We start from the raw sequence: 15,722 nt of genomic DNA, 5'->3' as shown, positions 1-15,722 counted from the left end.
CCATGAAATCCATAAAAGTAGCCGCCCTCCTGATTGGTCTGATGCTGACGGCTGGCGGGTGTAATGATTTTCTGAAGGAAGAAAACAAATCGAATATGGTATCCGACGAGTACTATGCTACTTCGGAAGGATACGAAAAACTCATCAATGCGGCATACTCGTCCATGCGATCGGTGTACAGCCAGCCCTGGGTATTCTGTGCGGGAACGGACATGTACGTGGAAGGCCGCAGCCAGCAGCCCGTGGGCCTGAGCGAATACCAGAACCTGATTCCGGATGACGGCGAAGTGCTGAACTTTTACACCAACGTTTACCAGTCCATTCAGGTGTGTAATACGGCTCTGTACTTCAACGATAAAACGGCTTCAACGTCAACGCTGGCGAACCGCAAGGGAGAAATTCAGTTTCTGCGGGCTTACGATTACTTCCTGCTCGTGCAAACCTTTGGCGGCGTAGCTCTGGTAACGGACCGTTTTACGCAACCCGTGGAATCATTCTCGCGGGCCTCGGCTCAGGAGGTGTATGCTTTTATCATCAAGGAAATGACCGAAGCCCTGGAATTGGTACCCGAAACGACGCCCAATTTTGGTCGCGTCACCAAGCGGGCGGTTCGGCACATGCTGGCTAAAATTCACCTGACGCGGGGCTACGAAAGCTTTGGAACGGCGGATGATTTTAAAACGGCGGCGACCTACGCGGATGCGGCCATTCAGGGTCAGGGACTAACGCTTTCCTTTGAGGACGTGTTTTTCCCCGGTAACGAAAAGAATGCCGAAATTCTTTTCTCCATTCAATGGGATGCCGCTTCGCTGCCCACGGCCAACTCGGGCGGTAATACGCAGGCGGCTTATTTTGGGCCGTACTTCGGTGGTCAGGGTGGGGTAGAGGGCTATCCGTATCGAACCTATACCCTGTGTCCAACGATGTATACGTTCGATCTGTTTACGGAAACGGATGCTCGGTTCGACGCTACCTTCATGATTCAGTTTTACCAGCGGTATTACGATTACTATACGCGTCGAACGGAACGTAATCAATTGAACGTGAAGTATTATTATCCACCCAAATGGGCCAACAGTCCGGCCGCTATTGCGGCCTGGAAAGCCGCCGATCCTACTCGCCGAAATAACGCCGTGGTGTATCCGTATTCAGGAACGCTCTGGGAAGCCAGCCGCACGGTTGTACTGGATAATTACACGCCTTCCGTGAAAAAGTTCGACGATCCCTCGGCTCAGTTTGGTAGCAATACCAGCACGCGGGATCTGTTCGTGGCCCGTCTCGGAGAAACGTACCTGCTGGCTGCGGAAGCGTACTTTAAAATGGGTAATCTGGCTCTGGCCGCGGATCGCATCAATGTAGTACGCAAGCGGGCCGCTAAATCAGGAGCCGAAACCAGTATGCAAATTCAGTCTTCGGACGTAACCCTTGATTTTATTCTGGATGAACGGGGTCGCGAGCTGGTGGGTGAGTACCACCGCTGGTTCGACCTCAAGCGGACGGGTACCCTCATGACCCGGGCCCGGATGTACAATAAGGACGTACGGAAGTGGTTTGATAACGGCATCGATCCGTTTATGGGGGCTGGTAATCAGCCGAAACTGCTGCGACCCATTCCGACACGGGCTCTGGATCTAAACCAGGGAGCCTTTGCTCAGAATCCGGGATACTAAGGTTGCTTTCATCGGTTCGAACCGATGCCCTACTTTTCCTACATGAGTTGTTTGGAAAAAGTAGGGCATCGTCATTTTTGTATCTGACCACGGTAGGGCAGCCGAACCCTATAAAAGCATCAACGCTAAACCATTTATTAGAAACAGATGCGGAAATCAGCCGGGTAGATTATACTTGTAAGAATTGCCTGTTTCTGACGGGAAACGGTTTTTCGCAGAATCCTTATCCCCTATATGATGCGGTACTGAAGTGTTGGACAGAACACAGCAAGGTATCCTTTATCCACATCTCAGATCATACCACGACTTGTAATCTTCAGGAAGTCAACCTGCCTGATCCCGAGCAACACATATTGAATTCCAGTCAGCTAAAAATAGTCGAACGCCGGAATGGCGATCTTTTTTGAACCGTATACAGATTGAAACACTGATCCGTACAAAACCGGAATACCGGCTCAAAGCTCGGGTTCGATTTGTTTTCGAAGCAAGGGTATTATGATCAGAAGGGCAATACGAGTCACTGGCGACGGCCCCGGAACAAATACAGAAACGTATACGGAATCGTATGGATTTTTTCAAGTGATTCAACCCGATCCATTTATAACGTCTATGAATTCCAAAACCAGGAATCGACCAGTTTGATGCTGTTTTTTCTGGAAAAATACGGTCTTTCCAGATGGCGGCGGGTTCATTCTATCTCAGTAAGTATTTTCTGAAACTCCGCAGGTACATGAACCTTTAATGGAAGGTACGATCAATCACCTTTCCTTATAAGAAAACCGTACTTAGTTACCTGAATGAATTTGTGGGAAAAAGAACGTCGTTCATGCGTCACCTGGACATAAAAAAGCCTATCCGTAATGACAGATAGGCTTTTATAGTAGCATACTCAGTCGTCAGAGCCGCCACTCGTCGGACCAAAGCTGCGATACGAAGATACCAGTCACGTCCGAATGAAACGGGGTGTGTTCAACCAGACGGCAACATTCGTTTACGATTTAGGGCAATTTCCTGACTGAAGCGGCCATTTAACGTAATCCTATACGTTAAATGGCCGCTTTTCTGTTCAACTTTAGTCGGGCAGTAAGCCCTTTGACTGTGCTCTGGTCTACTACCGTTTACAAGGGGTGGCGTTCATTTGGCGTTAAGGATACATAAATCGTACCAAGGTTTTTTTCAAGCTGATCAAATTTCGTCATGGCTGTAATGGGCACAATTCAGGCTTTTTGAGCCAGCAGTCTGGTCAAGGCCATCGGATGGTGATTGGATGGTAGCAAATCAACCAGAACGGTATTTATCTTTCGATTTTCGGGAGTAAAACGGGGAATGGTGCTGCGAAAATGCGTGACATCAAAGGGAGCTTTGGCGTGAATGGTATCCGTCAAAAAACCTTTATCCAACGGGTATGAGGAATTAGAAAACCCCTGATTTATGGAAGAAAGCCCAGGGCATCTCTGGTTTAAGTTTATCTACTTATTCGATGACAAATTTTGCAGCTGTTTATTGTATAAAGGGGTTAGGTTTGACCGGCTAAATGTTAGGTGGACGTTTAAATACTATGGATTTCTACCAAAAAACAGGTAATTTTTTACTGAGCGGAGTGAATTTGTAGTAGTAAAACTACATAAGTATTCAATAAATACTATTTGTGCTTCCCTAGATAAAAGATAAGTTTGCCAAGTCTTTTTGTTGAAGACCTTAATCCACCTTAACGAAGCATTCATTAGTTTAAACCGCTACTTATGGATCGTGTCCACCTGGCTTGCCCTGGTTCGATAGCTGTACAAGCTACGCTCTTATTCTTTTTCGTTAGTCCATTTTTTGACTGCACTCTTCCATAGGCCTCTTTTCAGAAAAAAGAGGCATTGCTGCTTTCCCATTGAATAAATGGGTCGACGCATTTCCTATTGAATTTTTACCAGACCATTCTATTTGCATCGGACTTGAAATAAAAGTCCTCAAACACTCCCGTTTGTTTCTATACCCTTATCACCAAAGATTACGCTTGATGTAATCTTTTCAGGCCCTTTTGTGCCCTTATCATACTCCTTCAACTAATCAGTACGCCGTGTTCTGATCACCGATTGCTTTTGCCTGAATCCACCCCAATTTCAATTTATACATCATTTATTCAAATCAATGTTTCATGGTTAAACAACTATTACTCTTTTCCTTCTTGACCGCTTCGGCCCTCTTTTCGGTCTCTGCCCAGCAGAAACCCAGAGGGACGCAGGACGGGCTGAAGGAGAGTAGCCCGCCGCCTGCCGAGCAGGCCCAGGCTGCCCGGTGGTTGAGACAGGACCGGTCGGGTTTTACCGAAAACAAGGGCCAGTTTCTGGACCAGACGGGTAAGCCTAATCCCGCCGTTAAGTATCTGCTCCACATGCCCGGCCTCAACGTTCAGTTGCGGCCTTCCGGCTTTAGCTACGATACGTATGCTCAGAAGGGTTCCTCGAAAAAGACCGGGTTTCACCGCGTGGACGTTGAACTCGTCGGTGCGAACCCCAACGCTTTGATGACTACCGGACCGGCTATTTCCCAGCCCGTCAACGTGATCAACGAACACGGATCGTTTATTAATATCCGTAAGTTCCAGTCGGTTACGTACCATGAAGTGTATCCGGGCATTGACCTGGAATTTGTGGCTCAACCGGGAACGAAGAAGCCCGTTGAGTACAACTTTATCGTTCGGCCGGGAGGAGACGCCTCAACGATCAACCTTCGCTACCAGGGGGCCAAAACAACCACCCTGCAAAACGAGCGGGTCGTCATGTCCCTGAACCACGGCAAGCTGTCGGAAAATATTCCCGCCAGTTGGATCAAGCAGGATCAAAAACCGGTACGCGTGCACTACAAGGCTCTGGGTTCGGATGTGTACGCCTTCAACGTACCCGCCTACGACAAAACTCAAACGCTGGTCATTGACCCCACGCCGAATCTGGACTGGGCCACGTATTACGGAGGAACCGGTAATGAAACCCTGTATTCGATTGAAAACGATGACAGCGGAAACGTTTACGTTGTGGGGGTTACGACCAGTCCCAATACTATTGCTTCTGCGGGTGCTCAATGGGGTACTTTGACCGGAGCAAGCGATGCCTTTATTGCAAAATTCAACAACCAGGGGCAGCGGGTCTGGAGTACGTATTTTGGGGGATCTGGTGGTGACCTAGCAACCGCTGTTGCGTTCAGTAAGGGAGAGCTTTATGTAGCAGGAACTTCTAACAGCGATGGTCTAGCCACGCCAGGAGCTTATCAGAGTACTAGAATTGGTAGTACAACAAACAGTTACTTTGCCAAATTTAACGCCTCAACCGGAGCCAGAACCTGGACCACCTATGCAGGCGACGCAACGGGCTGGCTGACTCCAAGTCACATGACCGTAGACGAAACCGGAGCGTTTTACGTAGTAGGTATCGCAAGAATCATAAGTAGTGCAGTAGACAATCCAGGTGGGTTTGGCACGCCGGGCACGTTTCGTCCTACTGCGAGAAATACGTATCCATCTTGTCTAGTAAAGTATACTGCTTCAGGTACGAAAGCCTGGGGCACTTTTCTTGAAAACAGCACTACTACTCCAAACGTCTCCTCTGGGGTAGTGGTGGACGCGGAAGGCAACGTTTATGTGACGGGGACCTCTATAGGAACCGGATCTACAGCCAACTATTACAAGGAGCTGGTTGGGGGTGTTTCTGAAGGACAGACCCGACAAAACATAGATGGGTTTATTTTGAAATTGAATCCGACCAGCGGAACCCGGATCTGGGGAAGATACGTGGGCGGACCCGATCATGACCGAATACACGGTATCGCTCTGGATAAAGCAAGAGCTCGTATCTATGTCGTAGGGGGTACGAGTAGTACGACAGGAATTGCTTCAGCAAATGCCTTTCGTACTAGCTTGGGAAATCCAAACAGAGACGGCTTTTGGGCCAGCTTTGATCTGAATGGCATTTATCAGCAAGGCACGTACTTGGGTGCCCAAGCGGGTGATACATATTTATCCGGAGTCCGGCTGGATGCCCAGGGGAATCTACTGGTATCTGGGACTACCACTACAACTACCGGGGAACTAGCCAGCGATTGTAGCTATCAGCCCATGCCAGGGGGAGGTGAAGATCTGGTTATCAACCGCTTTGACGTCACGTCTGGTCAACGCATCTGGGGTACGTATCTGGGCAATGCAGCCGATGAAATGGTGGTGGAAAGTAATACTAGCCCTACTCGCTACAATACTTTAGCCATCGATCCCCAGGGTAATCCTATTATTGCGTTTTACGTACCCGCCGGTAGTGCAGGCCATGCCACGTCCGGTTCTTACCAGTTCAGTTCCAATGGAGGTACGGATGCAGTGATTGCCAAGTTCAATTCGCAAGGACTGCCCGATAACTTTACGACTTCTGCCAGTACCCTTTCACCCCTCACGCAAAACGCCTGTATCCTGGGAATTCCCGGTATCATTACGGGTAGTGCCGTTGAGGTGACGAGTCCCTCTACGTTCCAGGGCAAGGTGTTCTACCAATGGCAAAAGGCCACGAGTGCCAACGGCCCCTGGGAGGATCTGCCCGGGGAGATTTTCAAAGACTTACAGCCCCTGGCTTCTCAAACGACGCTCTACTACCGCCGTCAGGTCAAAGTCTGCGATCAGCAAGTCATCGCGACTTCGCCCGTAGCCTCGGTAGTGATCGGAGCCAATGCCGCTCCCATTGCTAGTGCCAATGGCCCGCAGTGGTTTGTTTGTGGTACGGGTGCCAATACCGTAGCTCTCAACGGCAGTGCCACGGGCGGTACGGGTAATTTTACCTACCAGTGGTTTGCCGGAAGTACGTCGACGGGTTCACCGGTAGCCACTACGGCCACCTTCACCACACCCGCCGTTACGGAGGCTACCACCTACACCTTACAAGTCAAAGACGGAGCCGGTTGTTTTGATATTGATCAGGTAACGGTTGTTCCCGCAGTGGCGAATGCCGGTGGTAGCAAATCCGTCTGCCAGGGCAGCGGTGGCGTACAGTTAGGGACGGCTCCCGTAGCCAGCTCTTCGGTGACCTACGCCTGGAGCGTAGTATCGGGCGGGCCCCTGAGTACCCTAAGCTGTACCACCTGTGCCCAACCCATTGCTAATCCTAGCGTAGCTACTACCTACCGATTGACCGTAAGTGTTAAGCAGAAAAATGGCACGGTTTGTACCACCACCAGTGAAGCTACAGTTACGCCCGTAGCTGCTCCCAGCAACACGGTAACCTTTGCCGGTTCAGACAAAACCATTTGTAAAAATCAATCGGTTCAACTGGGCGGCACGGCTGATGCTAGCTTTGCCTATACCTGGACTTCGGGTCAGTACCTGGATAATTCTCAGGTTGCCAATCCTACCTTTACAGCGGGAACGGCTGCCGTATCCAATGGTTTCATTGATTATACAGTCAATGCTGAAAAGAATGGCTGCGTCTTTACCGATCAGGTACGGGTATCGGTGATCAATTCTCGGATCACCAATCAGGATGAAACCGTTTGTGGTCCCGCCTGGTCGTCGCATCTGGATGAAGACAATGCTCCGGGAACAACCTACACCTGGAGTATCGTCAGTGGCGATGGTGTTATTCTTCAAACTTCAAATAATGGGAAGAATGCGTACCTGAAAAGCAATGCGGGCGTGACCCGTTTTCGCCGGACGACGACCCTGAATGGAGTTGCCTGTACAGCGGATGTGCTGATCCAGCCTTGCTCGGGTAACAGCTGTAATTTCGACATCGTTACCTTGTCTAATCAGGGTTGTCCGAAAGTATTCGGCAGTACGGTATTGCGGCTGGGAACTACCGTTGGCAACAGTTCGAATTATAACTTCTCGTGGAGTCCTGCCAATCTGGTCGATAACCCAACGGCGGCTACGGTCACGATTACCTCCACGCAGCAGGCCACCATTACAGTCACGATCACCAACAAGTACGATGCGTCCATCAGTTGTAGTGAATCGATTGTGATCAACCCGCCGGGATGGTCGCTACCCGTGTTTACGGCTGCGGATAAATACACGTGTCCGAATGTACCCGTACAGATTGGCAATAGCCCGCTGGCTGGTTTCAACTACGCCTGGACTCCGGACGAGGGGTTAAGCAATCCCAACATTGCCAATCCGCTCGCCACTGTAGCCCGGACCCAAACCTTCATCGTAAAGGTTACCGAAGCGGCTTCCGGTTGTCGGACGGCGGATACGGTACGCGTGAATGCCTCCGCTCCCGTAGCCGATGCCGGCAGAGACCGGGCCGTGTGTAATGGAGCCACGGTTACGCTGGGTACCCCCGCTCCGGCAGGGACCAACTGGGTATATTCCTGGACCCCAGCCAATGCCGCCTGGACGAATGGCACGAATGCCTCTTCGCCGCAGCCTCAGTTGCAGTTCGCTTTTTCTACGCCTCAAACGTATATTCTGAAAGTAACGGACCCCGTGTCGGGCTGTACGGATGCAGATACCGTAGTGCTTCGAAACACCGCAGCTACGGGTGAATACGCGGGTCAAAGCGTGACCACCTGTCAGGGCGTTCCTGTAACATTGGGTCGTCAGGCGGAACCGTTAGCTCAGTACGCGTGGTCACCCGCTACGGGTCTGAGTTGCACGACCTGTGCGAATCCGACGGTTACCAATCCGACGGCTACCACTACGTATACGGTTCAGGTAAGTTACCCCGGTTGTAATACGCCGCTGACCGATCAGATCACCGTTACTGTCAATACTATTACCGGTTTAAGCCTGGTGGATAAGACGCAGTGCAGCGGAGGGGTAGCGATTGGGTATGGATCGGCTAATAATCCAGCCGCACCCACTGGGGCCACCTATACGTGGTCTCCGGCTCAGGGTTTGAGCAGCACTACAGCAGCGAACCCTACGGCTACGGTTAGTCAGCGTACGACCTATACCGTAGCGGTTATGCTAGCCAATGGCTGTACCTTTACGGATCAGGTGGTGGTGACGCCTACGGCGGGTGCCGGAGCTCCGGTAACGATTTGTCCGGGTCAATCCACCGTCATTGGTACGCCGGCTATTGCGGGTGCTACTTATTCCTGGACGGGTGCAGGTATCGTGGGAGCAGCCAACGTGGCTCAGCCTACGGTAAAACCAACGGCAACGACGACTTATACCGTAAACGTTACGTCGAATGGTTGTACGTCTTCGAGTCAGGTAACCGTCACGGTTGATACTCCCGCAGACTTTACAATTACGGGCAACACCACGATTTGCCAGGGGGGGGCCACGACGTTAGGCTTAGCCGGAACACCGGCCGTGGGTACTACCTGGCAGTGGAGCCCGGTAGCGGGTGTGGCCAGTCCGACGGCTACCTCAACCGTGATTACGCCCTCGGCTACGCAAACCTACCGCCTGACGCAAACCACGCAGCCCACAGGTTGTAGCAACTTCAAGGAAGTCGTCGTGGTGGTTAATACCAATACGATTGCTGCCACGACGCAGGATCTGGCCGTTTGTGCGGGTTCGGCAAAGGCCATGCCGTTAACGGTAAGCTCAACGGGGAATTACTCGTACGTGTGGGCCCCTTCGACGGGACTTTCCGACCCCTTCAGTGCCAACCCAACCGTAACGACCTCGACGGACCGTTTATATACGGTAACCATTACCGATAATACTTCCAAGTGTCAGTTGGTACTGCCCGTCAATGTAACGGTCAATCCGATTGAAGCCTGCTATTCACCGGTAACGCTGACGGGTAACGTCTTCCACGATGCCAACGCTCTGAAGGACGTGACAGTAAATTCAACCTCTACGCAGCCGATCCCCACGGGACTATACGTAACGCTGGTAGATGCCAATGGTCAAGCGGTGAAGACCGTAGCCGTAGGTTCAAACGGAGCGTATGATTTTGGAGTAACGCCAACGGGCAATTATAGTGTCGTACTGCATCAGACGGCTGGTGGTTCAACCACGCCTAGTCTGCCTTCGGGCTGGATCAACACGGGTGAAAACCTGGGTGCGGGTGTGGGCAGTGATGAAGGTGTCAATGGAATTTTGACTGGAATCACTGTAGCGGGTGTGAACGTCACCAATGCGAACTTTGGTGTCCAGCAACCGCCGGTGACCTCGGACAAGACCCTGCCTTCGCGGGTGAATCCGGGTGGAACAACGACGGTGAATCTTTCGAATGAGTTTACCTTCTCGGATGTGGATGGTACGCCTCAGACGATCACCTTCACGCAGTTCCCTGCCAACACGACGACCGTGACCATTAATGGAACGACCTACGTAGCTCCGGGTACTACACCGGGCTCAGGCCAATCCGTATGGCCGGGAACGGTGACGGTTCCGGTGACGAACCTGTCGGTACTCATCGATCCGGTGGACGGAGCGGTGACTTCGCAGGTACCATTCTACGTAACCGACAACGGCGGAGCTACCAGTAACACCAGTACCGTAAAGGTGCCATTTACCACGGTTGTCAACCTATCCGGTAATGTCTATCACGATGCTAACGCTTTGACCGACACTACGGTTAACTCGACCTCGCAACTAGCCATTCCAACGGGCTTGTATGCAACGCTCGTCAACGCTTCGAATCAGGCGGTAGCTACCGTACCCGTAAACGCCAATGGTTCCTACAACTTTGGTAACGTTACGGCAGGTACGTACAGTGTCGTACTTCACCAGACGTCGACGGGTTCCACAACTCCAAGTCTGCCTTCAGGTTGGATCAACACGGGTGAGCATTTGGGAGCGAATGCGGGTAGTGACGGTACCGTAAATGGTATTTTGCCGAACATCACGGTTGCTACCACGAACGTCACCAACGCCAACTTTGGTGTCCAGCAACCGCCGGTGACCTCGGACAAGACCCTGCCCTCGCGGGTGAATCCGGGTGGAACAACGACGGTGAATCTCTCCAATGAGTTTACCTTCTCGGACGTAGACGGTACACCTCAGACGATCACCTTTACGCAGTTCCCTGCCAACACGACGACCGTGACGATTAACGGAACGACCTACGTGCCAGTGGGACAAACGCCGGGAAGTGGACAGCAGGTATGGCCGGGAACGGTAACGGTTCCGGTGACGAATCTAACCGTATTGGCTGATCCGAAAGATGGTCAAGTAACGGTACAAGTGCCGTTCTACGTAACCGACAACGGTGGAGCCAAGAGCAACACGAGCACGGTGACGGTACCTTTCACGACGCCTCAGGTGACGCTTTCGGGTAATGTCTTCCACGATGCCAACGCTCTGACGGACACCACCGTTAACTCGACTTCGCAACTGGCAATCCCGACGGGACTCTACGCGACGCTCGTCGACGCAAACGGTCAGGGGGTGAAGACGGTAGCGGTGGGTTCAAACGGAGCTTACGATTTCGGTACGGTAACTCCCGCAACTTATAGCGTGGTACTGCATCAGACGTCGACGGGTTCGACGACTCCGGCTCTGCCGAGTGGTTGGATCAACACGGGTGAGCATTTGGGAACTAACGCGGGTAGTGATGGAACGGTGAACGGTATCCTGCCGAACATCACGGTTGCTACCACGAGCGTCACCAACGCCAACTTTGGGGTGCAGCAACCACCGATGACCTCGGACAAGACCCTGCCTTCGCGGGTGAATCCGGGTGGAACGACGACGGTGAATCTTTCGAATGAGTTTACCTTCTCGGACGTAGACGGTACGCCTCAGACGATCACCTTCACGCAGTTCCCTGCCAACACGACGACCGTGACGATTAACGGAACGACCTACGTGCCAGTGGGACAAACGCCGGGAAGTGGACAGCAGGTATGGCCGGGAACGGTAACGGTTCCGGTGACGAATCTAACCGTATTGGCTGATCCGAAAGATGGTCAAGTAACGGTACAGGTACCGTTCTATGTAACGGATAACGGCGGAGCCAAGAGTAACACGAGCACGGTGATGGTACCCTTTACGACGCCTGTCGTTAGCTTAAGTGGTAACGTCTTCCACGATGCCAACGCTCTGACGGACACCACCGTTAACTCGACTTCGCAACTGGCGATCCCGACGGGATTCTACGTGACGCTCGTCGACGCGAACGGTCAGGGGGTGAAGACGGTAGCGGTGGGTAGTAATGGTGCTTACGATTTCGGAGTGACCCCAGCGGGTACTTACAGTGTCGTACTGCATCAGACGGCTGGTGGTTCAACCACGCCAAGTCTGCCTTCGGGCTGGATCAACACGGGTGAGCATTTGGGAGCGAATGAGGGTAGTGATGGTACGGTGAATGGTATCCTGCCGAACATCACGGTTGCTACCACGAGCGTCACCAATGCCAACTTTGGGGTGCAACAACCGCCGCTTGCCGAGCCGAAGACGTACCTGATTGATGTACCGAGCCCGAATGTCAAAATCAAACTCGATAGCAGTCACGTCTCTACCGGTACAGGGACGGCTTCCCCCGGCCAGCTCACGGGACAAGATCCCGAGGACGGCCGTCTGAGTGGCGAGCAGAAAAACCGTACGGTAACCATCACCAGCCTGCCCACCAACGGTACGCTCTGGTACGATGGCGTGAAAGTGACGCCGGGTCAGGTGCTGACTAACTACGATCCATCGAAGCTCGAGCTGGAGTTCACCGGTACGGGCTACACCTCGACTGAGTTTACCTACGCCTACCACGATGCGGCGGGTAGTATCTCGCCATCCGTGACGTATACGTTAAGCTGGGGTGGTCCGCTGCCCGTGCGTCTGATGAGCTTTGAAGCCACGTTGAAAGGATCGCAGGTAGAACTTTCCTGGACGACGGCTCAGGAGAAAAACAGCCAGCACTTTGAAGTCCAACGCAGCCGCTCGGGCAATGCCCAGGAGTGGACGACGCTGGGCGTGGTGGCCGCTAAAGGCCAGAGCACGAGCAAGCAAAGCTATCGCCTGGCAGATTCGCAGCCGCTTTCAGGCACGAGTCTCTATCGCCTGAAAATGGTCGATCAGGATGGTAGCTTTGACTACAGCCGCAGCCGCTCGGTGCTGGTGAAAGCACCTTTTGAAACGAAGGTGTATCCCAACCCGGCTTCAGATAAACTCTACGTGCGGGTCACGGATCCCCAGCAGGTAAAATCGCTTCGTCTGACTAGCGTAACGGGTACTACCGTTGCCGAATCGGAGGGGCTGGGCGATGACTATCTGTCGGTGCAACACGTACCTTCCGGGGTGTACATGCTGAGCATCCAGCATCAGGATGGTTCGGTATACGGCCACCGCGTGGTGATTGTTAAATAAACCACTGGGCGGGTTTAGTAGCCTGACCAGCCAAGGGGCTGCTCCAGTTGGAGCAGCCCCTTTTTTGTTTAGTACTTCCGTACGGGAAATGGAGAACTACAATTAATACTATATGAATTTGTAAACTATTACTACATGAATTTTCAATTACTACTATAGTTTAAATGCCCATCAGAGAAGTACTTTGTTAGAAAATTGGCTAACGTTTCGGCAACCGATCCAGATTTTGTTGCTGATTATGAGTTATCTGGTTTTTATTGTTGACGGATGACTAGCTGGCTTAGCTGTAAGTAATTTTTGTTCCGAAGCTAATCCAATAGAAGAGGTCCCAGCACAAGTGTTAGTGCGTATTCCTAAGCCAAAGTGGCAACGTATGAAGGATACGTCTAAAGTTTTAAGAAATATAATCTTGCCTCTTACGCCCATAAACTAGTAACACGAAATTCAATCCAGCGGTCCCTTCGCTACAGGCCAGAAATTCGTGAATCAGTATAGCATAATTCCAACGCCCCATATTACTGATACTCTATGATGTTAGCTGTACTCCCGTCCCCTACCGAAAATGTTTCTACTCAACGGGTTATCCATCAGATTCGCTCTCCGCGTAACGTAAGTTCAAAGGTTCTGGTGATTACGGATTACGATTACTTTCTCACGAAACGCGATCTGAAGCGTCTGCTGATCAGTTATCAACGCATCATTCTGGTACCTGCCCATATGAGAGCAAGCCAGAATCTGGAGACATTGGTACAACCCTTTGAATACGTACATCTGGTTACCTGCCCAGGTTCCTGGCAACCTTCGAAGGCCCTGCTCGTCCAGAAACGTTCAAATTTTCACATTAGTACCATTTCAGATTTTTGCGAAGAGACATTGGGTAAAGTGTACATTGCTCAATCCGCTCCTCACATCAATTCCAGTGGTATGTTCCCCGGATTTTCGCCAGGCATACGCCTGTTTAAGAAAGGTCTGGATACCCTCTTAAGCCTTGGCTTACTAGTGGTAAGCAGTCCGGCCTGGCTGTGGAGTGCTTTCAAAATCAACCAACAATCGCCTGGTCCCGTGTTTTATCGACAGATGCGGGTGGGACGCAAAGAACAGGAGTTTACCTGCGTCAAGTTTCGCTCCATGCGGCTGGATGCCGAAGCTTCGGGAGCGGCCTTTTCCAGCAAACATGATTCAAGAACATTTGCCTTCGGAGCCTTCATGCGAAAAGTACGGCTGGATGAACTGCCGCAACTGTTAAGTGTTCTCAAAGGAGAAATGTCACTCATCGGTCCCCGTCCCGAACGTCGGGTCTTCACGCAGGTGTTCGAAGAAGAAATTCCTCATTACCAGGAACGGCACATCATTAAACCCGGAATTACGGGCTATGCCCAAATATGCTATCCGTACGGAGCGGGTCTTCAGGACGCCCGCCATAAACTCATGTATGATCTCTACTACATCAAGCATTGGAGCGTACGGCTGGAGGCTTACATTTTCTTCCGAACCATCGTTACCGTACTGACCAAGCAGGGATACTAATACAATTCGTCGCCGATAAGAGGTAAACGGTTTATCGGCGACGAATTCCTGCGAATGAGGTTCTCGGGAAAATTCCTTGATAGACCTTCATTGTGGTAAATGAACCCCTCCGTTCTTTTACAGAACGTCCAGATCCAACAGGATACCTCCCATCTGCTTCAAGCGGCTAAAATAAGCCGTTGAATCCAGTAACTGATAAGGGAAATACAAGCCTGCCGGAGTTGCGGCATTCCCGTCAAGCCCGATCAGCCGTTCCAGAACCATGGACACCCCGAATCCCGTAAGGGGCATTTGACCTTCCGGATGAACAACCGCATGACGCGTACGCAAAAGCTGGCCTGTATGATCTTCTCCTTCCAGTTCAATTATTATTTCCGTTGACATCGGCTCCCCGCGACGACGGGTCGAAGTCACACCAATAGCCAGATTGAATTGAACGTTGGGGGAGCCTGTAACCGTAGCCAGACTAATCACGTCGTTGGGAGCCAGGGCAAAAGCTTCCATTTCCGTACCATCCACGGCCCGAAAGGTAGTTTTGCCCTCGTCACCACTCCGCCACACGTAAGCACCCTCGCGGCGAGTGAGCGATAAAGGCATTGTTTTCATTTGTCGTTCCAGGTCGGCATCTGCTGCCGGACCTCCGGCGTCCTCTTCGTCCAGGAGTGCACTGAGGGTGATGGCATGCACACGGCTGAAAGCCTTCGCAAATTCCAGCGTAGGAATCGTCGTAGCACCCACCAGCCATTCCGTACCCAATACGATTGGAGCGGCGTCTGGCCTATGGATGTAGGCGGCTAGTTCCGGGGCGATTTCGTGCAAACCCGGAGAAATCGTAAGGTACGGCACGCCGCGTGACTGAGCGAAACGCAATCCGGCAGCCCGTTCATCCGTAAAAAAGAGGGCGACGGCACTAACCGGACGATCGCCCAGACCGAGATCCTCGGCCGTGAGGTCGATCTTCACACCTTCCGCCTGACTGATTTCGGCCGCCGCCTTTTTCGCTTTAGCAAGATCCCTTCCACCGATCAGCAGGGGTACTTCCGGATGAGCTTTTCGTAGGAAATGAGCGGTCCAGCGGCCCACGATACCGGAGCCGCCGATGAGCAAAATAGGGTTGGATGTCATCATCAAATCTTTAGGATTGCTATTCGTGATAGAAAATCAATGAAAAGAAGTGTTCGCTGATGAGACTCAATCTAAAGCAAAAAGGTTTTAGTCCTGCCTGAAATAGTGGTTGCATTCGATACGGAGATCTTTAGGAACGGAGCCTTTTAAAGTAGGAATCAATCATAAAAGGGGTCATG

The 15,722-nt window shown here is 51.7% G+C and carries 5 protein-coding genes; 3 read left to right on the top strand and 2 right to left on the bottom strand.

The genetic code is table 11. From position 1 onward, the window contains the following. The first annotated feature begins 2 nt into the window (after positions 1-2). On the top strand, positions 3-1,670 hold the full coding sequence (locus BWI97_RS20830) for a RagB/SusD family nutrient uptake outer membrane protein (protein WP_102202629.1): 1,668 nt from the start codon (positions 3-5) through the stop codon (positions 1,668-1,670). A 1,217-nt stretch (positions 1,671-2,887) separates the two neighbouring features. Here the strand turns inward: BWI97_RS20830 and BWI97_RS20815 are convergent. After that, positions 2,888-3,070: a hypothetical protein gene (locus BWI97_RS20815; protein ID WP_102202627.1), complete on the bottom strand. Its 183-nt coding sequence runs from the start codon at positions 3,068-3,070 to the stop codon at positions 2,888-2,890. Between the two features lie 746 nt (positions 3,071-3,816). On the opposite strand from BWI97_RS20815, the gene BWI97_RS20810 reads away from it, so the two are divergent. Then, positions 3,817-12,891: a T9SS type A sorting domain-containing protein gene (locus BWI97_RS20810; protein WP_146010991.1), complete on the top strand. Its 9,075-nt coding sequence runs from the start codon at positions 3,817-3,819 to the stop codon at positions 12,889-12,891. A gap of 528 nt (positions 12,892-13,419) precedes the next feature. Next, positions 13,420-14,418: a sugar transferase gene (locus tag BWI97_RS20805; protein WP_233207926.1), complete on the top strand. Its 999-nt coding sequence runs from the start codon at positions 13,420-13,422 to the stop codon at positions 14,416-14,418. Positions 14,419-14,535: 117 nt separating this feature from the next. Here BWI97_RS20805 and BWI97_RS20800 read toward each other — a convergent pair whose 3' ends face one another. After that, on the bottom strand, positions 14,536-15,546 hold the full coding sequence (locus BWI97_RS20800) for a hypothetical protein (protein ID WP_199182049.1): 1,011 nt from the start codon (positions 15,544-15,546) through the stop codon (positions 14,536-14,538). Between the last annotated feature and the right edge of the window lie 176 nt (positions 15,547-15,722).

Origin of the sequence: Siphonobacter sp. BAB-5405, from assembly GCF_002872335.1 — a bacterium.
Classification (GTDB): Bacteria; Bacteroidota; Bacteroidia; order Cytophagales; family Spirosomataceae; genus Siphonobacter.
The sequence above is the reverse complement of the archived record's forward strand: the minus strand, read 5'-3'. Positions and strand labels throughout refer to the sequence as shown.